This is a genomic window from Ruegeria sp. HKCCD7221, from assembly GCF_013031225.1.
Classification (GTDB): Bacteria; Pseudomonadota; Alphaproteobacteria; order Rhodobacterales; family Rhodobacteraceae; genus Ruegeria.
In genome coordinates this window covers 27468-52670 of record NZ_WPZE01000007.1, presented here as the reverse complement: position 1 = coordinate 52670, position 25203 = coordinate 27468, and the positions used below count along the sequence as shown (strand labels likewise).

Here is a 25203-nt window from a genome sequence, read left to right as displayed (position 1 = left end):
ACTAGCGCTTTCATCGCCAGAGGCTCCTTTTTTGCGTGCAGGGACATTATGGGCGGTAAAAGGGGGCGTCAACAGGCAATCGTACCAATTTTGTATCTTGAGCGATGAATTTTGCGACATTTTATTGCGCGTATTGGCGCCTGGCCGGAAGATTCGAGAAGATTTCCTGTCGTCTGCATGTGCATCGCAAAAATAACAGTGTCGGAAAGCGTCGTGGCAATGTCCCAAACAAGCATGATCGGCCGATTGGGTTGAGTACGCTGACTTTGTCTTTGCAGGCAGAGGAGGCGGGAAATGTTGCACGATCTTGTGGATCTGGGACGGTATCCGATCGATTGTCCGGGCTCGCGGGCGTATGATCAATTGATCGGCGATTTGCGGCGTGAACTGGATCAGGACGGATGCGCCGTCCTGCCGGGTTTTGTGCACGCCGAAGGGTTGGCGCAATTGCTGCAAGAGGCGCGGGCGACCGCCCCAAAAGCGCATCGCTCGTTCAATCGAACAAACGCCTATTTCACGAAGGATGATCCTGGGTTGGCGGCGGATCATCCTGTCCGGCGGTTCTATGATCGGTCCAATGCCTTTGTGCCGGCTGATAATTTCAAAACATCCGGACCTTTGCGCCGAATCTATGAATTTGAGGGCTTTCAACCTTTCATCCGCGCGGCCTTGGATGAGGCCGAGGATCGGTTCTTTCGCTATGATGACCCGCTGGCGGACGTCATTATCAATGTCGTTGAGGAAGGGCAGGGCTTCCCTTGGCATTTCGACACCAACAACTACACCGTGACATTGGCCATCCAAAACGGAGAGGAGGGCGGCGCGTTCGAGTATGTGCCGAACCTGCGCAGTTCTTCGGACGAGAATTTTGACACGGTCGCTTCGGTGTTGGACGGGAACAGAGCGCGGGTGCGCAAGCTTGAACTGCAACCCGGCGACCTGCAGATATTCAAAGGGCGCTACTCTCTACACCGCGTTGCGCCTGTCAAAGGGTCGTCCAGCCGGTATGTGGGGATTTTTTCATTTGTCGAGGCCGAAGGTATGTGCGGCGGGGTCGAACGAACTCGGCAATTATATGGCCGTGTTTTGCCGCATCACCTGGAGCGGGAAGGGGTAAGGCGAGACAGTCTGCTTGACTGATGCTGGTCGGCAGAAGGCCCTCCCGCCCATTGTCGACGCGCCTTTGGCGCGCCTCCGCTGGTTGGGCGTCGCTGCGCTGCGCGCTGCGGGATCAAAATCCGGGGCTTGTGCCTTGTAGGACGCCGTGTTCCAGCGCATAGCGTGTAAGACCGGCTGTCGATGATATGCCCAGTTTGCGTTTGATGTTCTTGCGGTGCGTCTCGACGGTGCGAACAGAGATATCCAGCGCCTGAGCGACTTCTTTATTCGACTTGCCTTGGGCGAGCTCCAGCAGGATTGTCTGTTCGCGCCCAGTCAGCGCCTCACGGGTGCTTTCGCCCTTGGGCTGTAACGAGCCACTGGCACCCGTGCAAAGGTATTGTTCCCCGCGCATTACGGCGTCGATGGCCTGTTTGATCTCTTCGGTTGGGACGTCCTTGAGGACATATCCCTTGGCACCATGACTTAGCGCGGTCGAGATGTATTCCGGGCTGTCATGCATTGACAGGATAAGGATGCGGGTCCGGGGCAGGCGTTCCAGGATGATCTCGGTGGCACTCAACCCGCCAAGCCCCGGCATATTCAGGTCCATCAGAATGACGTCTGGGGCCAGGTCTGTCGCCTTTTCCACCGCCTCTTGTCCGCTACTGAGCGTTCCGACGACCTGAATTTCGTCATAGCTTTCAAGGATTGACTGAATCCCTTCGGCAACCATCGGGTGGTCATCTACAATAAGGACCCGGATCGTTTGGTCGCTCATGTACCGGCCTTTCGGTTTGGGGTCGCGTCTTCGCGTGGTGGCAACAAATGACTCAGGGGCAGGCTGGCCTCGATCACCGTGCCGCTGCGTGGGCCGCGTGATGACAGAATACGCAATGAGCCGTCAAGCTGTTCGATACGCTCTTGCATATTCCGCAATCCGATCCCGGCGCTTGCCTGTCCGGGGTCGCTACGCAGACCACGACCGTTATCGGTAATGCGCATTGTCGCGCCTTTCTTATGGCCGCGCAAATCAATTGTAACGCGCGTTGCCCCCGAATGACGCTCAATATTGGTGAGGGCTTCTTGGGCGATGCGATACAGCGCGATCTTGCTGTCCTGATCCAGACGGTTACGGAAGACAACGGTTGAAAACTCGGTCTCAATCCCGGTGCGTTCGCGGAAATCGTCGGTTAGCGCCTTGAGCGCCGGGCCAAGCCCCAGATCGTCCAAAACGCCCGGGCGCAGGTCGCGGCTGATGCGGCGGACCTCGGTGATGGCAGTGCCAAGGTGGTCGATCCCTTTCTCCAACGGAACGCGTGCGCCTGCGTCATCACCCCGCGCCAAGCGGCGACGGGCGTTGTCCAAAGCATAGCGCACACCGACCAATATCTGACTGATCCCGTCATGCAGCTCACGGGCCACGCGACCGCGTTCTTCTTCCTGCGCGTCAAACACACGCTGGGTCAGCTCTTTCAGTTTGGCGTCGGCCAGCCTGCGTTCGCGGAAGTTCAGCAACATGCCCGAGGCAAAGACGATCAGCACGGCGGCCAGTACGATGCCGCCGATATACATGAAGGTACGCTGCACGCGGGCCTCGACCTCGGCGCGGGCATTGGCCACCGTTGCAACAATATCGTCTATGAAAACACCGGTCCCCACGGCCCAGCGCCAATCTTGCAGGCCGACGACATAGGCGATCATCTGCGCCTCTTCCCCGGTTGAGGGCTTTTGCCACATGAAACTGTGCCATCCGGCCCCCTGACGGGCGAGACGAATGAACTCATCAACAACGGGCGTGCCGTCGCTGTCGGTCAGGCCTTCCCAGTTTCGGTTGATGAACTGGGTTTGGCGCGGGCTGACCAGATTGTTACCGTCATAGTCATAAACGAAAAAGAACCCATCCTTGCCGTAGATCATCGCCGACAGGATTTGCGTCACAAGGTTCTGCGCCACCTTGTCGTCAGTTGATGCGCGGCCATAGATGTAAGCGAACCCGTTGCGGGCTTGGGTTACATAGTTGCGCAGTTCTTCCTTCTTGGCCTCGATCAGCCTGCGTTCCAGCGCCTGAATCTCGCGCTCGGCCGTTGCACGGGATTCATACGTCACGAACAGTGCTATCGCAGCGACGGCCACGACCAAGGGAATCGCCGCGACAAGCGACAATTTCTGGCCATAGGTCAGCGAAATCAGGTTTCGGAATCCCCTCATGGTCGAATCGATACGCAAGCCTGCGGCAAATTGCAAAATTTTTGGACTTTTGATCGTTCTTCCCGGCCATAGGTCGGAAAATTGTGGTGTTTGGCGTCAAATTCACGACCCAAGCCGCCAAAAAACCGCGGTTCCTACGTAGTAGTAGGTATTCACATTCAATTCGGGGTCATTAGGCTGGCGCGCACTGACAACGACTGCCCCCGGCATCGGCTGGGGTATTGGATATGTAGGGGAGGAACACTCATATGGATCGTCGTTCATTTCTGAAAACATCTGCTCTGGGCGGCTCGGCAGCTGCGGCCACAACGCTGGCGGCTCCGGCTTACGCGCAGGGCAAGCGCACTCTGACCATGGTGACCTCGTGGGGTCGTGGTCTGGCAGGTGTTTTCGACAGCGCGCAGCGTTGCGCCGACAGCATCACCGCAATGTCTGACGGCAACCTGACCGTTGACATCAAAGCAGCCGGTGAACTGGTTGGCGCGTTCGAAGTTTTCGACGCGGTATCGTCGGGTCAGGCCGACATGTACCACGCGGCGGACTATTACTTTGTGGGTCAGCACCCGGGCTATGCCTTCTTCACCGCTGTTCCGTTCGGCATGACCGCGCAGGAACTGGTGAACTGGTACTACCATGATGGCGGCATGGAAGCTCATGACGAGCTGGGTCAGATCTTTGGCCTGAAGTCGTTCCTGGCCGGTAACACCGGTGCGCAGGCGGGCGGCTGGTTCTCGAAAGAGATCAACAGCCCCGAAGACTTTAACGGGCTGAAGTTCCGCATGCCGGGTCTGGGCGGTAAAGCCCTGGGTAAACTGGGCGCGTCCGTTCAGAACATCCCGGGTTCGGAAGTGTATCAGGCACTGTCCTCCGGCGCGATCGACGGGACCGAGTGGATCGGACCTTGGGCCGACGAAAAGGCCGGTTTCCAGGAAATCACCAAGACCTACTACACCGCTGGCTTCCACGAGCCGGGCGCAGGTCTGTCGCTGGCGACCAACCGCGACGTGTTCGAGGAACTGACACCCGCACAGCAGAAGATCATCGAGATCGCTGCCGCCGAAGCGCACCAGTGGAACCTGGCGCAATTCCTGGCCAACAACGGTGCCGCCCTGCAGCGTCTGCAGTCGGGCGGCGTGAAGGTCATGGAATTCCCGGACAGCGTTTGGGATGCCTTCGGCACCGCCAGCCAGGAAGTTCTGGACGAAAACATGGGCGACGAGCTGTTCAAGAAGATCCACGACAGCGCGATGGCTTCGATGGCGGCGTCTTCGGCCTGGTTGAACCTGTCGTCGGGTGCCTACACTGCACAGCGCGACCGCGTTCGCGGCTAATCGCAGGAACTAAACTCAATTGGTTTCCCCGCCAGGTGCGGGGAAACCTTTCCCGTTGCACATGCAGGGCTCGGACAAGCCAACAATAAGCTGCGGTGCAACTGACGCGACCTGGGGACAACATGCAGGACGAAAACGGTATCTCGTTCTTCGGCGCCCTGTGGAATGGACTGGTTTGGTTCATTCAGAACATTGCCGAAGCCTTCTATAATTTCGGATATGCCATCACGCATCCGCAACTCTGGCTGAACTGGTCGGACAAAGAAGCCATCATGCGCTTTGTCTATTATGGCGGGTCGGTCGAGTTCTTCTTTGTGATCTTCACCATCTTTTTGGTTCTGACCGCCATCGGTCTGTATTATCGGAACTTCATGTGGGGCATGGTGCGCGGCCTTGAGGGGTTCGCCAACACAACCGGACGCTTCTTTGCGTGGGCGGGCCTGTTGATGGTCATCCAGCAAATCGTCATAGTTTTCATGCAGCGGGTGTTCGCGCGGCCCGATATGGCCTTTGGTTTCGGTATCCCGATCCAGATGGATATCAGTTGGTATGCCGAAGAACTGAAGCTTTATAACGCAATGGTCGTGTGCCTGTGCTGCACCTATACCTTCGTGCAGGGCGGACATGTTCGGGTTGACCTGATCTATGCAGGCATCAGCCACCGGGCCAAACGTGTGATCGACATGCTGGGTGCGTTGTTGTTCATGATGCCGATGGCGGTGCTGACATGGATGTACGGATGGTACTTCATGTGGCGGCACCTAATCGTGCCGAAGCCCTCGGCCAGCGATACACTGGACAAGCTGGTTCTGAAATCCCGCGCGCTGCGTTGGAACGTGGAAACCATCGGCTTCAGCCCGAATGGGTTTAACGCCTACTTCCTGTTCAAGATCCTTCTGGTGGCCTTCGCGGGCATGGTGTTCCTGCACGCCATCGCGTTCCTGTACCGGTCGTATCTGGAATATGTGGAAGGGCCAGACAGCGTTGGAAAATACCTCGACAAGGACAGCCTTGGTGAGGGTGAAGAAGCCTACGAAGGCGCACATTAGGGACGGGGACCCAGACTATGTTATTCGGACTTGATGGCGTCGAGATAGGCCTCATTATCGTGTTCTTCTGCCTTTTCGGAGGCATTCTGTCCGGCTTTCCGGTGGCCTTTGCCATCGGTGGGGCGGGGATCATCTCATTCGGGATCATTGCGGCGCTGGACAGTGCCGGGCTGCTGATACATCAGGCGATTGATACCAGCTCACAAGCCTATCGGGATGTGGTGAATTCTGGGATCAAGCCAGATGTGATATCGGTGTTCCGATACCCGGACTTACCGCGCATAGCTGAGCCGGTCTTTGTATCGGGCTGGGAAACGGCCCTTGACCGCAACGTCTCGTTCATCGTGAACCGCATGAATGAACGTGTTCTGGCGGGGCAGTCGATCGAAACTCTGCTGGCCGTTCTGATGTTCGTCCTGATGGGCATCACGCTTGAACGCTCGAAGATTGCAAACGATCTGCTGACGACGATGGCGCGCGTTTTCGGACCGCTGCCGGGCGGTCTGGCTGTGTCGATTGTTGTTGTGGGCGCGTTCCTTGCGGCCTCGACCGGGATCGTCGGGGCCACCGTGGTGACCATGGGCCTGCTGGCGTTGCCGACGATGTTGCGGAACAACTATTCGCCTGAACTGGCGACGGGTGTGATCGCCGCTTCGGGTACGTTGGGGCAGATTATTCCGCCCTCGATCGTGATCGTTCTGCTGGGAACTCTGGCGGGAGATTTGTATTCAACCGCTCAGGAAACCCGCGCAGTTGAAGCGGGCTGTACCGACGCGCTGACCTATCTGGGTGAGCCGGCGGTGGTTTCGGTCGGCACGTTGTTCCAGGCGGCGCTGCTGCCGGGGATCATGCTGGCATTGCTCTATGCGCTCTATGCGTTCGGATATGCGTTGCTTAACCCCGATAAGGCTCCGGCTGTTGAACTGTCGGGCGGCAGTGGCGAAGTGATTACTCGCGCCGAAGGTCTGACCTGGTTGCTGGGCGCGCCGGTCGCCCTGATCGTGGGCGCGGTAATGCTAAGTAGCGCCGGTATCATCGGCAGCCAGAACATCAGCGTTTCGGCGTTCTCTGACATTGGAGAGGGCGCATCGCTGCGTACCAACGTGTCTGCGGAATGTAAGGCCTCGATGATCGACCTGCATGGTCAATCCGCCTGGGATCAGGCCGTGGCCGAGCAAGAGGCTATCGACGCTGCAGGCGGAACCAGCGAAGCCACTCGACTGACCGAAGAGGAACTGGCCGCTGCTCAGGAAGCCAAAATCGCAGCGGCTGCACCGATCGGAACAGGTGTCGCCGTGATGGTTGTTCTGCTGGGTCTGACGCTGGTCATGGGACGGGGAATTGCACCGTCGCAGTCTACGCAGCCCCTGATCGTTGGGGCCATTGGCCTGTTGCTGATGCTATTGGTGGATGTGCTTCTGATCGCGCCGACAACATCGTCCGGGGCGACCTTCCTGCTGTTGGCGGTGCCGTTTGCGCTGGCCATGTATGGCTGTAAGGAAGCTGCGGCGCGGTGCGCGACCAATGATCTGATCCGTGTGGTGTTCCCACCGCTGGTTCTGATCATCGCGGTTCTCGGCTCGATCCTGGGTGGTGTGACGAACCCAACTCCGGCGGCTGCGCTGGGGGCTGGTGGTGCGATCATGCTGGCGGCCTATCGCAAACTGCAGGATCAGGGACGATCCGGCAAGGTGATCATCTGGTCGACATTTGCCGTGATCATTGCCCTGCTCATGGGGGTCAACTTTGACCTGCGCATCAACCAGGGCGGTGTGACGGCGGAAACCTGGATTGCCTTCTTCATCGCATATGGCGCTTACCTGTTCGCCCTGTTCGGCCTGATCTATGGGTGCTGGGTTCTGTTTACCAGTGGTGTTCTGACGCCGGTGGTACGGGAAACCGCCAAGGTGACCTCGATGGTTTTCACCATCCTGATCGGGTCGCAATTGTTGAACCTTGTGGTGATCTCGTTTGGTGGGGAACATTACATTCAGCAATTCCTCAGGAGCTTTGACAACGAGTTTACGGTTTTCCTGATCGTGATGCTGGTCTTGTTCATCCTTGGGTTCGTGCTGGATTTCCTTGAGATCATCTACATCGTGATCCCCATCGTAGGCCCGGTGATCTATGGCGGATCGTTTGATCCGAAATGGGTCACGATCATGGTCGCGGTGAACCTGCAGACCTCGTTCCTAACGCCACCTTTCGGATTTGCCTTGTTCTATCTGAGGGGGGTTGCACCGAAGGAGGTCACGACGGGGCATATCTATCGCGGGATCATTCCTTTCGTGCTGATCCAGGTGGTCGGAATCGCGATCCTGTGGTTCTTCCCGTCGATTGTGACAATCGTTCCGGATCTGATCCCGAACTGATCTTTGGGTGTCATTCAGTGAAAATGAAAAGGGGGCCTGCTGGCCCCCTTTGCTTTGGCGTTTTGGGAAGGGGCCAGCCCCTTCTTGGCCTGCGGCCAATTCAACCCCGGGATATTTTTGGCCAGATGAAGGGACGGATCAGGTGAACTGAATGAGGTCCCAGCGGTTTCCGAAGGGATCGCGCCAGACGGCGACCGTTCCGTAGGGCTCGTGTCGGGGGGCTTCCTCGAAGTGAACACCTGCGGCGTTCATTTTGGCGTGGTCGCGGTCGAAGTCATCGGTTTCCAGAAAGAAGCCTACGCGCCCGCCGGTCTGGTTGCCGATTGACGCGGACTGGTCAGGGTTGTCTGCGCGAGCAAGCAGTAGCGATCCCTGCTTTGATCCTGGCGGTGCGATGCGCACCCATCGCTTTCCGGCGCCCAGGTCAATATCCTGCAGCACGGTGAATTTCAGCGTTTTCGTATAGAATGTGATGGCTGCGTCATAATCCGGGACCACCAGCGTCACCGCGTGGAGACTTTGGCGCATTTTGCCTCAGCCCTTGGTCGGGTGGCGGTCGGGTAGTTGGATATTGGCTACCTGTTCGGCAATGGGGGCAGTGGACAGTGGATGATGACTGGAGTCCGGCAATTCCGACGGATTGCCGACATTGATCCATTCGCCCCGAACGTACGCTTCGAGCCCGGAGAAGCGGGCCTTGTATCCCATTTTGGGGCTTCCGGGTACCCAATACCCCAAATAGACGTATGGCAGGCCAGCTTCGCGGGCGATGTCGATGTGATCGAGGATCATGTACGTCCCCAAAGAGCTTTGCGGCTGGTTCGGGTCGTAAAAAGAATAGACCATGCTAAGCCCGTCATCCAAGACGTCCGTCAGGCTTACGGCGATCAGGTCACCGGTGGTCGGGTCCGCGTATTCCACGACCCGGCTGCGGATCGGAGTTTCCTCGATCATCGCGGCAAATTCGAAGACATCCATATCGGCCATGCCGCCATCCGCGTGGCGCGTGTCCAGATATCGGCGGAACAGTTCGTATTGTTCATCTGTTGCCCAAGGCGAGTTCGCCTTGCGCTGGAGGTAGGCGTTGCGTTTGATGGCGCGTTTTTGGCTTTTGCTGGTGCGAAACTCGGACACGTTTATCCGGGCGGACAGGCAGGCTGCGCAATCGGCGCAAGACGGGCGGTACAGCACGTTCTGCGACCGGCGGAATCCCTGTTGAGACAGCGAGTTGTTGAGCTGATCCGCGCCTTCGCCCTGTAGGGCGGTGAACAACTTACGCTCCATCCTGCCCTCAAGATAAGGGCAGGGTTGTGGGGCCGTCACATAGAATTGTGGCGCTATTGGCAGCGTGTGTCGCATGAATGTTCCAGGTTTCCTGAAACGGATGATAACAACCGATCCCGGTACCGCCAAGTGATTCAAGCAGTTGGATAATTATTACGCGCGCTGGTTGATCATGACCGTTCCAAGGAAAGCATCTGTAAGCCCCTGGCACCGCGCGCTGGTCAGCATCATGATGACCGAGATGATCTGCAGGACTGGGAAAGCCATGCTGACGAAATAGCCCGCGGTGTGTGCCAAGGCTTTGCCGGTATCCATGCGGGCCCCAAAGGAATCGCGCAATTCTATGCCCATGAACCGCATACCCAAAGTGGCTGAGCCATTTGCGATGGTCACGACACGATAGATAAAGCTGACGACCGCGTAGATCAGGGCAAGAATAAACAAGCCCATGCCCAAGGTCAGAAAGATCGCAACTGTGCAGAGCAGCGAGACAAAGGCGATGTCAAACAACCACGCGACAAAGCGTTTGATCGCCACGGACTGATAGAACTCCGGCTGGCGGTCAGGGTCAGGCAAATGGGTCATGTAGGGAATTTCCGAGTTGTTGTGTGGTTTACCCTGTCCCGATCGGGCGGGGCAGGGCAAGTCTGGATCAGGCGTTCTCGCCGTTTTCGCTTGGATCGCGGTTTTCGCGGGCGCGTTCGTCCATGAACTGATCGAACTCGGCCTTGTCCTTGGCTTCGCGCAGGCGGCGCAGGAACGCTTCAAAATCCTGTTGTTCGCGCTCCAGACGGGCAAGGGTGTCGGCCTTATATGCATCAAAGGCGCTGTTGCCCGAGGGTTTCATGGCGCTCATGTGGCTGTGCCAGGTTTTGCGGCGGCTGCAGGACTTGCTGAACATGCGTTTGCTCCAGATCATATAGGCCAGAATGGCCAGGCCTACGGGCCAGAAGAAGATGAATCCAAGGACCATTACAGCGATCCAGGCCCCTTTTCCCTTATCATCAAGCCAGGCTTCGGCGCGGTAGAGCCATCCCGGATTTTCAGGGACGGCGTGGTCGGAAAGTGCGGTCATTTGGGGTCTCCGGGTTAATGTAAATTGCGTTCACATCATCTAGATGGGGGGTATGCGGCAGGTTGCAAGGGGTGAATGTGAAAAAGATTTACATCTTGGATGGGCGGTGCATAGCAAAGCGCCGAGAAAAGGTTAGTTTCCGCTTGCGCAAGGCATTGAAATTACGCCATCTCCTAATTGGGGCTTGAATCCCTTGTATTGTCTTTCCGCCGGAGGGTTAATGTCAGGACCACTCGCCATCCAACGAATGCCTCTACCTTTCGATCCGTCGTTGGGGGCAGAGGCGCGTGCGCTTGTCACTGATCTCGCACCTGAAGCCGGCGAACTTATCGCTGGGGCCGCCGGATCGAGCCCTTATCTGAATGGGCTTGTTGCGCAAGAAAAGGACTGGCTTGCGCAGGCTTTAACCCAGCCAGATCAGGCACTGGCAGATGTGATGCAGGGCGTACAAAATCTGCCAGCGGATCAGTTGAAGCCCGGATTACGACAGGCCAAGCGGCGGGTGGCGCTTCTGACCGCTCTGGCTGATCTGGCCGGTGCATGGCCGTTGGAGAAAGTTACGGCGGCCCTTACGGATTTTGGCGCACTAGCGGCCGACGTTGCGGCCAAAGCTGAGATCGCCGCGCTGATCCGGCGGGGCAAACTGCCGGGCATGACCGAGGACGATGTGGAAACTGCTGCCGGGATGATCATTCTGGCCATGGGAAAGATGGGTGCGCACGAGCTGAACTATAGCTCGGATATCGACCTGATCGTTCTGTTTGATGAAACCCGGTTTGATCCGGACGATTTCTATGATGCGCGACACGGAATGGTCCGGGCCACACGAAATTTCTGCGCGACGCTCAGCGACAAGACGGCAGATGGCTATGTGTTTCGCACCGATCTGCGTCTGCGTCCCGATCCGGGGGTGACGCCTGTGTGCATTGCGGCTGAGGCCGCCGAACGGTATTACGAAAGCCTTGGCCGCACATGGGAGCGCGCAGCCTATATCAAAGCGCGGCCCTGCGCAGGTGATATTGAGGCAGGACAGCGCTTTTTGGACACGCTGCGTCCGTTTGTCTGGCGGCGGCATCTGGATTTTGCCGCCATTCAGGATGCCCATGACATGCGTCTGCGTATCCGCGAGAACAAAGGCACCGGCGGCGCGTTGACCATACCGGGCCATGACATGAAGCTGGGGCAGGGCGGCATCCGTGAGATCGAATTCTTTACACAGACCCGCCAGTTGATCGCCGGAGGGCGCGACCCAGATCTGCGGGTTCGTGGTACGGTGCCCGGGCTGGCAGCCTTGGCTGACAAGGGCTGGGTTCCACGGGATGTCGCGGAAAAGCTGACGGACCATTATCGCGCCCATCGGGATGTCGAACATCGGATTCAGATGATCCACGATGCCCAGACCCACAAGGTGCCTCAGTCGCCTGATGGGATCGAACGTGTCGCCTGCCTTATGGGGATCGACAGCGCCGAACTGACGGCGGACTTGACCCGCCGCCTGACCGAAGTCCACGAGCTGACCGAAGGTTTCTTTGCGCCCGGCTCGTCTACGCCGAAACCTGCCGGAGAGGCCGGGTTTGATCAAAGCATTCTGGCCCGCTGGCCCACCTATCCGGCGTTGCGATCGCAACGGGGCGCGCATATTTTCGAGAGGCTTAAGCCCGAGCTTCTGTCGCGCCTTTCGAAAACCGCGAAACCGGATGAGGCGCTGTTGGCACTGGACGGGTTTCTTTCGGGCTTGCCAGCGGGTGTACAGCTATTTTCGTTGTTCGAAGCCAACCCTCACTTGATTGACCTGTTGATTGACATTGTCGGAACCTCTCATGCGCTGGCGGCGCACCTGTCGCGCAATTCTTCGGTGTTTGATGCGGTGATTGGGGGCAGCTTCTTTGATGACTGGCCGGGGCGATCCGCTCTGCAGGCCGATTTGCAGCAGGCACTGGCGCAGGAAGGGGATTATGAAAGCCAGTTGGACCTCGCGCGGCGTTGGTGCAAAGAGTGGCACTTTCGGGTCGGTGTGCATCACTTGCGTGGATTGATCGACGGGGCGCAGGCCGGACAACAATATGCGGAACTGGCAGGGGCTGTGATCGCCGCGATCCTGCCATGCGTGGAAGAACAATTCGCCCTGAAACACGGCCCCGCGCCGGGACGTGGGGCCGCCGTTCTGGGCATGGGGTCGCTTGGCGCTGGCCGAATAAACTCGCAATCCGATCTGGATATCATCCTGATCTACGATCCGCTGGATCAGGACATGTCTGACGGCCCGCGACCTTTGGCAACCCGGACTTACTATGCCCGGTTCACGCAGGCGCTGATTACGGCGCTGTCTGCCCCTATGTCTCAGGGCAGGTTGTATGAGGTGGACATGCGCCTGCGCCCTTCCGGCAATCAGGGTCCCGTTGCGACGAGTTGGGCGAGTTTCACCAATTATCAACGAAATGAAGCGTGGGTTTGGGAACATCTCGCCCTGACCCGTGCCAGGGTCGTGGCGGGCGATCCGGGACTGGCCGAGGAAATTGAGGCGTTTCGCGCAGTACTCCTGTCCCACCCCCGAGATCAAGCGCAGATATTGAACGATGTGGCAGAAATGCGCGTCCGTTTGGCGGCGGCGAAATCCCCGTCTGGTATTTGGGACGCCAAGAACGGCGCAGGGCGCATGATGGATATTGAGTTGATGGCCGAAACCGGAGCCTTGTTGTCGGGTGAGACCAAGCACGATGTTCACGCAGGGTTGGACGGCGCGGTCGCTGCCGGGCTTTTGGACGTCGCGCAGGCGCAAACACTCAAAGAATGCTACGATTTATGCTGGTCTGTACAATGTGCGGCTCGGCTGCTGTCCGGTAAGATGATCGAAGCGGACAAAATAGGCCAGGGCGGGTCAGATTTCCTGTGCCGGGCCACTGGGTTCGAACAGGTTGAACAGCTTCAGGCCGAGCTGCAGCAGAGGTATTCAAGCGCTGCCGAAATTATCGCCAGCGTGATCAAGGAGGACGGCAATGGCGCGCAGTGACGATCCGAACGACCACAAAGGTCTTATCCGCGAAGCCTATCGCATTGATGGCATCACTTTGCCGGAATGCCGCTCTATCTTTCTGGACTGGGCGCTCAGCCTGCCTGCTGAACGGGATCAGGCTCTGGCGTTGGTTGACCTACACGCCGCCTATTCAGCGCAGGCAGCGGATCATCCTATGACGAAGGTGCTGGCCGAAGGTCTGCAAGCCGCCAAAACCCCTAAAAGACGGGGCGGATGGCGTTCGCGTTCGCGCTAGGGCTTTTCCCTGCGGGCAATCGGCACTAAGAGGGCGCCATGACCCAAGCCGCCGATCGCCCCCGTATTCGCCTGAAACCCAAAGCCAACGCACGCGGGCTGCGCCATGGCTTTCCCTGGGTCTATGCAAATGACATCGTGACCGACCGCCGGACGCGTAAGATCGAGGCCGGTGCCCTTGCGGTTCTCGAAGATGAAAAGCGCTCGCCCATTGCGCTGGTCGCGGTGAACCCGAACTCCAAGATCATGTGCCGCGTTCTGGACCGTGATCTGGAGGCCACGTTGGATTCCGATTGGTTTGAGACCCGTCTGCGCCGCGCGCTTCAGATGCGTGAACGGCTGTTTGACGCGCCATATTATCGCCTGATCCATGCCGAAGCGGACGGATTTCCCGGCGTGATCATCGACCGTTTCGGTGATGCCTGCGTTATTCAGCCAAATGCGGCTTGGGCTGAAAAACACCTTGAGACTCTGACCGATGCTCTGGTTTCTGTGACGGGCGTTTCGGTCGTGTTGAAAAACGCTTCGGGCCGGACACGCGGCCTTGAGGGGTTGGATGATGCTAACCTCACGTTGCGCGGCAAGGCCCCCGATGACCCGCTGCCGGTTCCAATGAATGGCGCGACCTACATGGCCGATCTGACCGGCGGGCAAAAGACCGGTCTTTTCTACGATCAGCGCCCCAACCACGCGTTTGCCGCGCGTTTGGTGCAACCCGGCGCACAAGTGTTGGATGTTTTTAGCCACGTTGGTGGGTTTGGTCTTGCGATGCTGGCCGGCGGTGCGGCACGCGCGCTTTCCGTCGATGGCTCAGCCGCTGCGCTGGAACTGGCCACCAAGGGTGCGCAAGCCTCGGGGTTTGACGGAAGGTTCGACACCCGGCAAGGCGACGCCTTCGATGTTCTGACACAACTGGGGCAGGAGGGTGCCCAATTCGACGTCGTTATCTGTGATCCGCCGGCCTTTGCCCCGTCGAAACAGGCACTGGACGCGGGGCTGCGCGCGTATGAACGTGTGGCGCGACTGGCCGCACCGCTGGTGAAGGCGGGCGGTTATCTTGGCCTGTGTTCTTGCTCGCACGCGGCTGACCTTGGTCGGTTCCGCGATGCTTCTTCGCGAGGAATTGGTCGGGCAGGGCGGCAGGCGCAGCTTATCCATACCGGGTTTGCCGGACCCGATCACCCGCAATTGCCGCAATTGGCCGAAAGCGGTTACCTCAAAGCTGTGTTTTATCGGCTGTGAAGGCCGTTCTTGATACCTGCGTCATTTACTCGACGGTGATGCGAGAGATGCTGCTGGGGGCGGCCAAACTTGGTCATTTTACACCGGTCTGGTCCGCGCGCATTCTAGAAGAATGGGCGCGCGCGGCCCGTAAACTCGGTCCGGAAGGTGAGGCGCAAGCTCGCGCTGAAATTGCTTTGACACAGGCAAACTGGCCAAAAGCCGAACACGCGGAGAACCCAGGGCTAGCGCAGAGACTTTGGTTGCCCGACCCGGCGGATATTCATGTTCTGGCGACGGCTGTTTCCTCGTCTGCGGATGCCATCGTTACCGTGAACGCAAGGGATTTCCCAAGAAACGTCCTTTCGGAAGAAGGGCTTGAGCGCCGCGATCCCGACGCGCTGCTTCACGGGTTCTGGTCGGAAAATCCGGTCGACATGGCAGAGCTCGCCGACAGGGTTCTGGCCGAAGCCAACCGTCTGTCGGGCGACCAATGGAACCTCCGTGCCCTGATGAAAAAAGCCCGCCTTCCGCGTCTGGGCAAGGCGCTCGCAAACTAGATAAGGATCCAGCCTATCCGCCCGCGCCCCAACGCTGTTCAAGCACTTCAATCGCCGCAATACGCTCATCGGTTTTGGGATGGCTCATCAGCCAAGCGGGGGTCACACCTGCGCGTTGTTGCGTCAGATCTTCGAGTTTGTGAAACAGGGACTTTTGCGGCTCGATCCCGATTCCGGCCTTGGTCAGCAATGCGGCGGCGTATTCATCGGCCTCATACTCGTCCCCCCGCGACAGTCGTGATGCCAGAAGATGGGTGAGCATGTTTGCGATCCACGCTCCAATGAATGGGATGAAACGGTTCAGCAACATCATCAACGCCGCCCGAAGCGCATTCTGCCCCGAGAAATCAATCATGCGGCGCCGGGCATGGCCTAGCGCAACATGGCCAAGTTCATGCGCAATCACGCTGGCCATTTCTTCGGCCGAAACCTCACCATTGCTGAATTTACGGTAGAATCCGCGTGTTATGAAAATTCGCCCATCCGGTGCGGCAAGCCCGTTCACCGGGTCAATCTCGTAGATATAAACCGGCACGCGGTCGATCCCCAGCGCCGCCGCAAGCCGATCCGTCATGCGTTTGAGAGCGGGGTCGGCCAGTTCTGTTGACTTGGCGTCCAGTTCCCGGTGGGTGCGCCAGACGGAAATTCGATACATGACAACGGCATAGGCGATTGCCAGCAATATTGGGGTTAGGCGAAGCATAATTCAGATATGGGCCGCGCGCGCGAACTAGACAAGCCACAAGTTCCTGCTTTGCCGGTTTGGGACCATAGCTGTGTGTCCGATCACTCGACGGGCGTGGGTAGGTCTAGGTTATCATGCAGGTCGGAAATAGTGTCTGTGGTCAACACCTCGCCCTTGGACGCCTGAAAGAATGCATACTCGGCCTCTTTCTGGGCGACCAATGTATCGACCCGCAGGTCTTTGAGATCAGCACGCAGATTGTCCCGAATTTCCTCATACGCCTCCGCTTCAAGCAACTCTCGTTCCAGAGTATCCAGCTTGTCGTCATAATTCGGATCACCAAGGTCGAGATCGGCAATGTCGTCTGCAATCTCATCGCTGCTGCGACCGCCGTAGTTTTCGTTCAATGCCCGCAAGTTGCGCCTTGTTTCGTATAGCTCAGCCCGCAGTTCGTAATACTCGGATGCCTCAAACTGGTAGGACGCAATCTTTCCGACGTTACTGTTGGGTGCCGCATTCTGGAACGCAGGAGCCGCCGCGTTTGAGGCGTTCAGGTTCCGCAACTTGTCCGATCCGTAAGGGTCCGTGATCGCGGCGACAAGCGGATCGCGTTTGTAACCGTTCCAGCCCTTTTTGTGCGGGTATTCGACGTCGTCGTAGCGCAGAATATAAGCGGCGTCTTTGGCAAAATACGCATGGTTATCAGAATAGCGGTGATAGTCAGGGTCGTAGGGCACCGGCTGAATCGTCACGTCGTCCTGAAGGCGATCTTTTGGTTGTGGCAGATCAAGATTTTCGTAAAACTCACCCAACGCGCTGCGGGTCAGAGTGCGCCCTTTTGATGCTTCGAAAAAGGCGGATTCTGCGTCGGCCAACGCATCCTTGGTCTCGTGTGACAAGTCTTTGACATCCTGCCGAAGGTCGTCGCGTGTTTCTTCGTACAATTCAGCTTCGCGCAGTTCAGCCTCCAGCTCATCTAGTTGCTCATCATAGTCCGGGTCACTTGGATCAAGCCCGGCGATGTCATCAGCAATTTCATAGCTCGAACGGCCATCATATCCTTCGTTGAGGTCGCGCAAATCACGGCGCGCCTCGTATAGGTCGGCGCGCAGATCGTAATACTCGGTTGCTTCGGCCTGATAGGTCGCGATCTTTCCGACATTACTGTTCGGTGACGCATTTCGGAAAGCAGGCGCTGCCGCATTTGAAGCGTTCAAGTTGCGCAACTTGTCCGAGCCATACGGATCGGTAATCGACGCAACAAGAGGATCGCGCTTGCGCCGTTTTGGCGGTTTCAGATCCCCGTCATCCTGATGCCATGTATATGCCCCCGTGGACCGTGCCACCGGGCGCGGCGACCGATCTACCGGGTCTATCGAGGCTTGTCGGTATGACTTTTTGACCGGTTTTGAACCGCGATTCGACCGAGAGCTTGAGCGCGTTCCAAACAATTCTTCGACGTCCCGTTTGAACTCGCGTCCGAATTCTGAAAACGAAACCCTTTGCGTGGTTCCGTTTTTAGGCTTGCTTTTGGCTTTATTCGAGCCGTTGTTCTTTTTGAACAAGTTCTGAAAGGAATTGTTCTTTCGGGCTTTATCCCGGCTTTTCCCGTATTCGCTTGTCTTGCTGTTTTTGTTGCCTTTTCCAGCTTTTCCTTTTCCGCTGCCTTTGCCGCGACCTTTCCCTGCGCCTTTTGCCTTGTCGCTTTTGGCAAATGCAGCGTCTGGGGCAAGTGCAAACGTGGCAACGGCCCCAGATGTCAGGATCAAAGAAGCGGATGTAACAATGGTCGTAAGAAATGCGCGGAAACGAAACTTGGTCATTTTAGCCCCCCAGCCTTAACCACTTCGCAATATACCACGGATTTGGGAATCCTGGCCGGACTAAGGGGGATTGTTTCTACAGGGGCTGCGATTTCCGGATTTTTTCCTGGAATTTGCCATATTGTTTCGGAATTGGAAACCGCATCGGCTGGGAACGAAAGTCCAAAAGACCTATCGTGTCAGTTCCTTCATTCCCTGTTCCAGCCCGGCCAATGTCATTGGCACCATGCGGTCTTCGAATATCTCGCGGACCATATTGATCGAGTGGGTGTACTGCCAATACTTTTCGGGCACCGGATTGATCCAAAGATGCGATGCCCACTGTTCGCGGGCCCGTTGCAGCCAGACCTGACCGGGTTCTTGATTCCAGTGCTCGCTCGCGCCGCCAGGATAGGCGATCTCATACGGGCTCATGGATGCATCCCCGACAAAGATGCACTTGTAGTCCGGGCCATAGGTCCGCAGCACCTCGTGGGTCGGGGTTTGTTGGTCCCAACGACGTACATTGTCCCGCCAGACGCCTTCGTACAGGCAATTGTGGAAGTAGTAGTATTCCAGATGTTTGAACTCGGTCCGCGCAGCCGAGAACAGTTCTTCGACCACCTTGATATGCGGGTCCATTGATCCGCCTACGTCCAGAAACAGTAGGACTTTGACTGCATTGTGACGCTCGGGCCGGGTTTTGACGTCCAGATAGCCGTGCTCGGCCGTGGCGCGGATGGTGCCGTCCAAGTCCAGCTCATCCGCCGCACCTTCGCGGACCCAACGGCGCAGGCGCTTCAGGGCCACCTTGATATTGCGAGTTCCCAGTTCAACCGTGTCATCCAGGTTCTTGAATTCACGCTTGTCCCAGACCTTGACCGCACGCTGGTGGCGGCTTTCCTTCTGGCCGATACGCACGCCCTCGGGGTTATAGCCATAGGCCCCGAACGGTGATGTTCCTGCGGTGCCGATCCACTTGTTGCCGCCCTGATGGCGGCCTTCCTGATCCTTGAGCCGCTCGCGCAGCTTTTCCATCAGCTTGTCAAACCCGCCAAGTGCCTCGATCTCGGCCTTTTCTTCGTCTGACAGGTGCTTTTCGGCCATCTTCGCCAACCACTCGGCCGGGATGTCGACGGCTTCCAAAACCTGATCAAAACTGATTTCTTCCAGCCCTTTGAAACTTGCGGCAAATGCCTGGTCGAATTTGTCGATGTTGCGTTCGTCTTTCACCATCGACACGCGGGCAAGATAATAGAACGCCTCGACGTCATAGGTCGCGAGGCCCTTTTTCATACCCTCCAGAAAAGTGAGGTACTCGCGGAGTGAAACGGGAATACCGGCTTTGCGGAGATTTTCGAAGAAGGGCAGGAACATGGCTCAAACCACCAAACGAACAAGGATGAGGGAAAGTACAAGGCCGACCAAGGCAAAGGCAATGCCGTAACCTGCTGCGTATTGGGCAATATCCGCCGTGCTACCGTTGCGCTTACGCGCGGTCAATGCCCCAAGGATAGCCCCAAGGATTGCCATGCCCAGAACCACTACCATGCGTTACCCGCCTTTGTTGTTTGCAGGGGCTTCGGCAACGTCCTGCACCAGCGACCTGACCACGATTTCTGAGCCGAAGCCGTAGCGCGCCCATCCCAGACTGTCCAGCCTGACGGAGCGTGCCTGCGTAAGCCGCCCAGTCTGACTGAGCGCTTCTGACTTCAGCAGCAACAAAGTAGCCAGTTGCGAGGCATTCTCAGCGCGTGTCATCACGTCGATGGCCTTGTCCAATTCGGGCAGAACCTCGGAACCCTTCCCCTGGGCCAGCGCGTAAGAGGCGGTTTGGGTCGTGACATAGGCGCGGTGTACCTCGGTGCCCGGGTTGGCGCGGAGAAATTGCAGGGCGACGTCATAGTGCAGCAAAGCCTGCTGCGGATCGTCGAACTGCACCATGCGTCCCATCAGGTAATAGGGAAAGGCGCGGCGGTGGTCCGTCCATCCCTGTTCCTGACCTATCAGGGCAGCTTTTTGCGCGGCGCGAAAGCGTTTGCGCGATCCGGGCCCCGGACCGACGGATTTTTGAATGGCGTTGACCCACTCGCGCGGGGTTTCAGTGATGGGTTGCGGTTGGATCGCGTCCCCGCGCGGGTTCAGCCGCGACAGGATACCGGGGATGGCGGCCTCGACCTGTTCGCGCGTCATGCCGCTTTGCAGTTCGGGGGCATAAGTTGCGCGCAGGATCAACATGTCGAAACCGGTCAGAACGGTGTGGATGTTGTCGTCGTTAAAGACGGAATCTGGCAGGTGATACAGGTCGTTCAGCGGCCCCAGTGCTTGCGCGATCTCTTCATGCAGGCAATCCCGTTTTTCCTGCGGGCTGACGTCGAATGGTATGAAAATTCCTATCCGTTCCCGGTTGCGCAAGGCGGTCCAACTGCTTTTCCGTTTGCGGCGATCGCGGCTGTATTCTTCAAAGCTGGATGAGTTGGGGACAACGAAACAGGCCGCGTTCGGCAGAATATCGTGAATCTGGTCCTGACTTACGGCCTCGACCGTGATGTTGGCTTGACCCTCTGAAATCTGGCGGATGTCAATCCTGGCCTCTCGTTGCAGACGGGTCAGAAGCCGGGTCAGATCACGCTGCATGGACGGGGTCGGTGTGCCCGTCAAACGCAGGGTTACCGGTCCTTCGAACCGCGTCAACACGGGCAGCGGGGTGCCGCTTTCCAACGCGAAATGCAGGTTGACGAAGTCCGACGCGATATTGGTGTTCGACCGCGATGGGGCGGTGGGGTACGACGCCGTGAAGGCCTTGACAGGCGGCAGGATTTCTTCAACCGCGTTCACACGTGTCGGCGGTTGGGGCGGGGGAACCGCAGTACACCCGACCAGGGCAAGCCCAAAAAGGATTACCGCCCATCGCATCATGGGCGTTGATACCGGATAAAGGGCGTTTCCTTGCCGATACGGTCATACAGCTTGCGCGCCGTATGGTTGAATTCCTGTGTCAGCCAGTAAACGGACGGAGCACCCTCTCTGTCGGCCTCGTCATAAACGGCCTGAATCAGGGCCCGTCCCACACCTGTCCCACGCGCCTCTGGTCGGGCAAAGAGGTCCTGCAGATAACATACGCTTTCCACTTTCCATGCATGGCGGTGAAAAAGGTAGTGGGTCAGACCAATCAACTGCCCGTCTTTTTCGGCGACGAAACAGGAAAAATCGTGCGGATCGTCCGCCAGCAGACGTGCAAAGGTGCTGTCGTAAATCTCGGCTGAAACAGTTGTTTCATAGAATGCCAGATAGTCGTGCCACATCTCTTGCCATTCCGGGCGATCTTCGGGCCGCAATGCGCGAATTGTAAGAGTATCAGGCAAGCAACATGTCCCATTGTAACGTGAGCAAGCGCCCGGACTGACCCGGACGCCTCTGCGCTGATGCTGACACCCGGCCTTCTATAAGGCAAGCGTCGATCAGCGGAACTTCACATCTCTTAGCGTTTGCTGCGGGCCATGAACGCCAGACGTTCGAACAAATGCACGTCCTGCTCATTTTTCAGCAGCGCGCCGTGTAGCTTGGGCAGAGCGTTGGCACCGTCACGCTTGAGGTCCTCGGCCGTCAGATCCTCGGCCAGAAGCAGCTTGAGCCAGTCCAGCACCTCGGAGGTCGACGGCTTTTTCTTCAGCCCCTGCGTTTCACGGATTTCGTAGAACTGTGTCAGGGCGGTGGTCAGCAGCCCGTCTTTGATACCGGGATGGTGCACTTCGACGATACGGCGCATCGTGGTTTCGTCGGGGAACCGGATGTAGTGGAAAAAACAGCGGCGTAGGAACGCGTCGGGCAGTTCCTTTTCGTTATTCGAGGTGATGATCACGATGGGGCGGTTCTTGGCCCGGATCGTTTCGCCGGTCTCGTAGACGTGGAACTCCATCTTGTCGAGTTCCTGCAGCAGGTCGTTGGGAAATTCGATATCGGCCTTGTCGATTTCATCAATCAGCAGCACGACCTTTTCGTCGGCTTCAAACGCCTGCCATAGTTTGCCCTTGCGGATATAGTTGGACACGTCGTGAACCCGCTCGTCACCCAATTGGCTGTCGCGCAGACGGCTTACCGCATCGTATTCGTACAGACCCTGCTGCGCCCGCGTGGTCGATTTAACGTTCCACTCGATCATCTTCAGGCCCAACGCCCCGGCGACTTGTTTGGCCAGTTCAGTCTTGCCTGTGCCCGGCTCGCCCTTGACCAGCAGCGGACGTTCCAGCGTCACGGCGGCGTTCACCGCAATCGTTAGGTCGTCAGTGGCAACATATTCTGCTGTTCCTTGGAATCGTGCGGTCATCGGCCCCTCATCAAGTGTCGCGCGGTAATTGCAACATGGGGTTATCGCGGCACAGGAATTTTGACAAGGCAGGTCGCAGCGTCGCGTGCCGCCAAATTTCCAAGCAACTTAAATGCTTGGCACGATTCGGTGCCTTTCAGGTCGTGGAAAATTTTTAACTTACGCCACGAAATCGCCCGGTGAGTTTCACAGAAAAACAACGTTTTGTTGTTTTATGTCTCATATTTAGACGACACAGGGTCACACGGTGCCGCCGACACGTTTGCATAGTGACAATCCTCGCGCCGTCAGATAAACGCTCCGCAGAAGGGAATGCCTCATGTCTGGTGAAGAGAGAGCACTCGGCGTTGCAGGCCACACCGAGGGAGCAAAAATGAAGCAGGAAGTATTTCTGCCCGAAGATTATCGTCCAGCCGAAGACGAACCATTTATGAACGACAAGCAACTGGAGTATTTTCGCCGTAAGTTGCTGGACTGGAAAAGCGAACTTTTGGCAGGCAGCCGTGATACCATTGAGGGGCTGCAAGACAACACCCGAAACATCCCTGATGTTGCCGACCGCGCAAGCGAGGAAACCGACCGCGCGCTGGAGCTGCGTACCCGTGACCGCCAGCGCAAGCTGGTTGCCAAGATCGACTCGGCCCTGCGCCGGATTGACGAAGGCGAGTATGGCTATTGTGAGATGACCGGTGATCCGATCTCGTTGAAGCGTCTGGATGCGCGTCCGATTGCAACAATGACGCTGGAAGCACAGGAGCGTCATGAACGCCGCGAGAAAGTCCACCGCGACGATTAATCGCTGAAGAATTCAATAATCTCAGACGCCGGGGCCTGTCGCTCCGGCGTTTTTGCGTTAAGCGTTGAACATGAATATTGACGGTCTCAGTTTTGTTGTGATCGGCGGCGGAATAGGCGGCCTGGCCAGTGCATTGGCGCTGCGGCAGCGCGGGGCAGATGTCACGGTGCTTGAGCAGGCGCCAGCGCTGACAGAGGTCGGCGCGGGGCTTCAGATCAGCGCCAATGGCGTGGCTGTTCTGCGCGCCCTGGGTGTTGCAGGCAAATCGCTGGAGATCGGGCAGTTGTCGCAAGGCACAACCCTTAGGGACTATCGAAACGGCCGCGTGATCAGCCACCTTCCGGGCCCGGCATCCGGTCCAACTTATTATTTTCACCGCGCTGATCTTCTGGACATTCTGCACAGCGAAGCTGTGCGTGCTGGCGTGAGGATAAGATTGGGCGCTCGGGTTTCGAGCGTCACAAAGCACCCGGCCGAGGCTGAAGTCGTTCTGAACGACGGCGAACGCCTGCGATGCGAGTGCGCTATAGCAAGTGATGGAGGGCGCAGTATTCTCCGCTCGATCCTGAACGGGGCCGAAACGCCGCAATTCACCGGTCAGGTCGCTTGGCGCGCAACGATCCAGTGGTCCCCTCAAGGCGACGTTCCGCGCTCGTCTTTGACGATGGGGCCAGGGCGTCACGTGGTGACCTATCCATTGCGGGATCAGTCCCTGATGAACATCGTTGCAGTCGAAGAGCGGTCGGACTGGCAACAGGAAGGATGGCGGCTGCAAGGTGACCCAGAAGACTTGCGTGCGCGTTTTTCGGATTTTGGGGGCGGCGTGCGCGATCTATTCGAGAAGGTGACAGAAACCCATCTGTGGGCCTTGTTCCTACGCCCTGTTGCCGAAAATTGGCAAGACGGACGTCTGACTCTGTTGGGCGACGCTGCGCATCCAACGCTGCCGTTCATGGCACAAGGGGCGTGTCTGGCGTTAGAGGATGCTTGGATATTAGCCCGGTCATTCGACGAACAATCCGACGTGTCGCAGGCGCTGCAGGCCTATGAGACGCTACGCCGGTCCAGAGCGCGCAAGGTCGTTGCAGCGGCCGGTTCCAACGCTCGAAACTTTCATTTGCACGGACCAATGCGGTTGGCCGCGCAAATGGCGTTGAAGGTTGCGGGTCCAAAACTGGCCCGCAAATATGAATGGATTTACAGCTACGACGCGACCAGCTAGCCCTTCAGAGGTCGAGTTCTACCCACACCGGAACGTGGTCAGATGGTTTCTCGTGCCCACGAATGTCCGAGTCGATCTGACAATCCCGCATCAGATCGGCTGCTTGGGGCGTCAGTAGAAAGTGGTCGATGCGTATTCCGTCATTCCGGTTCCACGCGCCTGCCTGATAATCCCAAAATGAATAATGTCCTGGGCCTTGAGTTCGCGCACGGAACGCCTCGGTAAATCCAAGGTTCAAGATTTTTCGAAATGCCTCACGGCTTTCGGGGCGAAACAGGGCATCCTCACGCCAGGCATCGGGGCGTGCTGCGTCCTCAGCTTGCGGAATAATATTGTAATCACCTGCCATCAACGCGGGTTCTTCACTGGCAATCAATTCTTGCGCCCGGTGGTAGAGGCGTTCCATCCAAGCCAGTTTATACTCGTATTTTGGCCCGGGGGCAGGGTTTCCATTCGGCAGGTACAGCCCACAGATGCGTAACGCTTTCTTCCCGACAACCGTGGCCTCTATCCAACGGGCCTGCTCATCGGTGTTATCACCGGGTAATCCGCGAGTCACATCTTCCAGAGGGAATTTGGATAGGATCGCAACGCCATTAAAGCCTTTCTGGCCGTGGGTTTCGACGTTGTAGCCGCGATCCTCGAACATTTCGCGCGGGAAGTTTTCGTCAATAGATTTGATCTCTTGCAGCAGCACAACGTCTGGTTGAGCGTCGTCCAACCAGCGTGGAAGAGTTTCGGCCCGCGCCTTTATGCCGTTGATGTTGAACGTGGCGATTTTCATACGCGATCCTCCGAAGCCTTTGGCAACCTATTGCGCAGAATGAACCCATCGGCAAGTCGGAGGGCGAGGGATGCGAGGCTCTGCCTCGCGCTCCGGGATATTTTAAGCCAGATGAAGA

The 25203-nt window shown here is 57.6% G+C and carries 24 protein-coding genes; 10 read left to right on the top strand and 14 right to left on the bottom strand.

What is annotated here, in order from left to right; all coding sequences use genetic code 11:
* Positions 1–294 precede the first annotated feature (294 nt).
* Positions 295–1140 carry a 2OG-Fe(II) oxygenase gene (locus GOX73_RS15955; RefSeq protein ID WP_171126568.1) on the top strand — a complete coding sequence of 282 codons (846 nt, stop codon included), beginning with the start codon at positions 295–297 and terminating at the stop codon, positions 1138–1140.
* A gap of 91 nt (positions 1141–1231) precedes the next feature.
* Here GOX73_RS15955 and GOX73_RS15950 read toward each other — a convergent pair whose 3' ends face one another.
* Both GOX73_RS15950 and GOX73_RS15945 read right to left on the bottom strand, forming a co-directional pair.
* The gene (locus tag GOX73_RS15950; RefSeq protein WP_171122217.1) at positions 1232–1879 is read right to left on the bottom strand and encodes a response regulator transcription factor; all 648 of its coding nucleotides are present in this window, start codon (positions 1877–1879) and stop codon (positions 1232–1234) included.
* Entirely contained in the window at positions 1876–3309 is a 1434-nt protein-coding gene (locus GOX73_RS15945; protein WP_171126569.1) for a cache domain-containing protein, read from the bottom strand. The genes GOX73_RS15950 and GOX73_RS15945 overlap by 4 nt, the downstream gene beginning before the upstream one ends.
* 248 nt (positions 3310–3557) lie before the next feature.
* On the opposite strand from GOX73_RS15945, the gene GOX73_RS15940 reads away from it, so the two are divergent.
* The 3 genes from GOX73_RS15940 to GOX73_RS15930 all read left to right on the top strand — a co-directional run bounded on the left by GOX73_RS15940 (position 3558) and on the right by GOX73_RS15930 (position 8061).
* Entirely contained in the window at positions 3558–4640 is a 1083-nt protein-coding gene (locus GOX73_RS15940; protein WP_171122219.1) for a TRAP transporter substrate-binding protein, read from the top strand.
* A gap of 122 nt (positions 4641–4762) precedes the next feature.
* The gene (locus tag GOX73_RS15935; RefSeq protein WP_171122221.1) at positions 4763–5689 is read left to right on the top strand and encodes a TRAP transporter small permease subunit; all 927 of its coding nucleotides are present in this window, start codon (positions 4763–4765) and stop codon (positions 5687–5689) included.
* 17 nt (positions 5690–5706) lie between these two features.
* Positions 5707–8061, top strand: coding sequence for a TRAP transporter large permease subunit (locus tag GOX73_RS15930; RefSeq protein ID WP_171122223.1), 2355 nt, complete (start codon positions 5707–5709; stop codon positions 8059–8061).
* Positions 8062–8199: 138 nt separating this feature from the next.
* Here GOX73_RS15930 and GOX73_RS15925 read toward each other — a convergent pair whose 3' ends face one another.
* From GOX73_RS15925 to GOX73_RS15910, 4 genes are all read right to left on the bottom strand, one after another.
* Entirely contained in the window at positions 8200–8589 is a 390-nt protein-coding gene (locus tag GOX73_RS15925) for a VOC family protein (RefSeq protein WP_171126570.1), read from the bottom strand.
* A gap of 6 nt (positions 8590–8595) precedes the next feature.
* A complete protein-coding gene (locus GOX73_RS15920; RefSeq protein ID WP_171122227.1) occupies positions 8596–9420 on the bottom strand; it encodes an arginyltransferase in 825 nt (274 codons plus the stop codon).
* Between the two features lie 78 nt (positions 9421–9498).
* Positions 9499–9930, bottom strand: coding sequence for an RDD family protein (locus GOX73_RS15915; protein WP_171122228.1), 432 nt, complete (start codon positions 9928–9930; stop codon positions 9499–9501).
* A gap of 67 nt (positions 9931–9997) precedes the next feature.
* Entirely contained in the window at positions 9998–10420 is a 423-nt protein-coding gene (locus GOX73_RS15910; protein ID WP_171122230.1) for a DUF2852 domain-containing protein, read from the bottom strand.
* Between the two features lie 220 nt (positions 10421–10640).
* Here GOX73_RS15910 and GOX73_RS15905 point away from each other — a divergent pair, with 220 nt between their 5' ends.
* From GOX73_RS15905 to GOX73_RS15890, 4 genes are read left to right on the top strand one after another with little or no spacing between them, the layout of a single operon-like run.
* Positions 10641–13430, top strand: a complete 2790-nt coding sequence (locus GOX73_RS15905; protein WP_171126571.1) for a glutamine-synthetase adenylyltransferase — start codon at positions 10641–10643, stop codon at positions 13428–13430.
* Positions 13417–13689, top strand: coding sequence for a hypothetical protein (locus GOX73_RS15900; protein WP_171122235.1), 273 nt, complete (start codon positions 13417–13419; stop codon positions 13687–13689). Before GOX73_RS15905 ends, GOX73_RS15900 begins: the two co-directional genes overlap by 14 nt.
* A 38-nt stretch (positions 13690–13727) precedes the next feature.
* The gene (locus tag GOX73_RS15895; RefSeq protein ID WP_171126572.1) at positions 13728–14930 is read left to right on the top strand and encodes an RSP_2647 family RNA methyltransferase; all 1203 of its coding nucleotides are present in this window, start codon (positions 13728–13730) and stop codon (positions 14928–14930) included.
* Positions 14927–15469 carry an RSP_2648 family PIN domain-containing protein gene (locus GOX73_RS15890; RefSeq protein WP_171126573.1) on the top strand — a complete coding sequence of 181 codons (543 nt, stop codon included), beginning with the start codon at positions 14927–14929 and terminating at the stop codon, positions 15467–15469. Before GOX73_RS15895 ends, GOX73_RS15890 begins: the two co-directional genes overlap by 4 nt.
* Positions 15470–15482: 13 nt before the next feature.
* Here the strand turns inward: GOX73_RS15890 and GOX73_RS15885 are convergent, their stop codons facing one another.
* The 7 genes from GOX73_RS15885 to GOX73_RS15855 form a co-directional block, all read right to left on the bottom strand.
* A complete protein-coding gene (locus GOX73_RS15885) occupies positions 15483–16172 on the bottom strand; it encodes a M48 family metallopeptidase (protein WP_171126574.1) in 690 nt (229 codons plus the stop codon).
* An 83-nt stretch (positions 16173–16255) separates the two neighbouring features.
* Positions 16256–17977: a hypothetical protein gene (locus tag GOX73_RS15880; protein ID WP_171126575.1), complete on the bottom strand. Its 1722-nt coding sequence runs from the start codon at positions 17975–17977 to the stop codon at positions 16256–16258.
* A gap of 171 nt (positions 17978–18148) precedes the next feature.
* Positions 18149–19333, bottom strand: coding sequence for a VWA domain-containing protein (locus GOX73_RS15875; protein ID WP_171122245.1), 1185 nt, complete (start codon positions 19331–19333; stop codon positions 18149–18151).
* Between the two features lie 3 nt (positions 19334–19336).
* Positions 19337–19507 carry a hypothetical protein gene (locus tag GOX73_RS15870; protein ID WP_171126576.1) on the bottom strand — a complete coding sequence of 57 codons (171 nt, stop codon included), beginning with the start codon at positions 19505–19507 and terminating at the stop codon, positions 19337–19339.
* Between the two features lie 3 nt (positions 19508–19510).
* A complete protein-coding gene (locus tag GOX73_RS15865; protein ID WP_171135002.1) occupies positions 19511–20875 on the bottom strand; it encodes a DUF2927 domain-containing protein in 1365 nt (454 codons plus the stop codon).
* A complete protein-coding gene (locus GOX73_RS15860) occupies positions 20872–21321 on the bottom strand; it encodes a GNAT family N-acetyltransferase (RefSeq protein ID WP_171122251.1) in 450 nt (149 codons plus the stop codon). Before GOX73_RS15860 ends, GOX73_RS15865 begins: the two co-directional genes overlap by 4 nt.
* Before the next feature lie 116 nt (positions 21322–21437).
* On the bottom strand, positions 21438–22283 hold the full coding sequence (locus GOX73_RS15855) for a MoxR family ATPase (protein WP_171126578.1): 846 nt from the start codon (positions 22281–22283) through the stop codon (positions 21438–21440).
* Positions 22284–22656: 373 nt separating this feature from the next.
* Between GOX73_RS15855 and dksA the strand changes: the two genes are divergently transcribed.
* Complete coding sequence (dksA, locus tag GOX73_RS15850) at positions 22657–23079, top strand: RNA polymerase-binding protein DksA (protein WP_171122255.1); 423 nt, start codon at positions 22657–22659, stop codon at positions 23077–23079.
* A 70-nt stretch (positions 23080–23149) separates the two neighbouring features.
* Positions 23150–24301: an FAD-dependent monooxygenase gene (locus GOX73_RS15845; protein ID WP_171126579.1), complete on the top strand. Its 1152-nt coding sequence runs from the start codon at positions 23150–23152 to the stop codon at positions 24299–24301.
* 4 nt (positions 24302–24305) lie between these two features.
* Here GOX73_RS15845 and xth read toward each other — a convergent pair whose 3' ends face one another.
* Positions 24306–25085: an exodeoxyribonuclease III gene (gene xth / locus GOX73_RS15840; RefSeq protein ID WP_171126580.1), complete on the bottom strand. Its 780-nt coding sequence runs from the start codon at positions 25083–25085 to the stop codon at positions 24306–24308.
* Between the last annotated feature and the right edge of the window lie 118 nt (positions 25086–25203).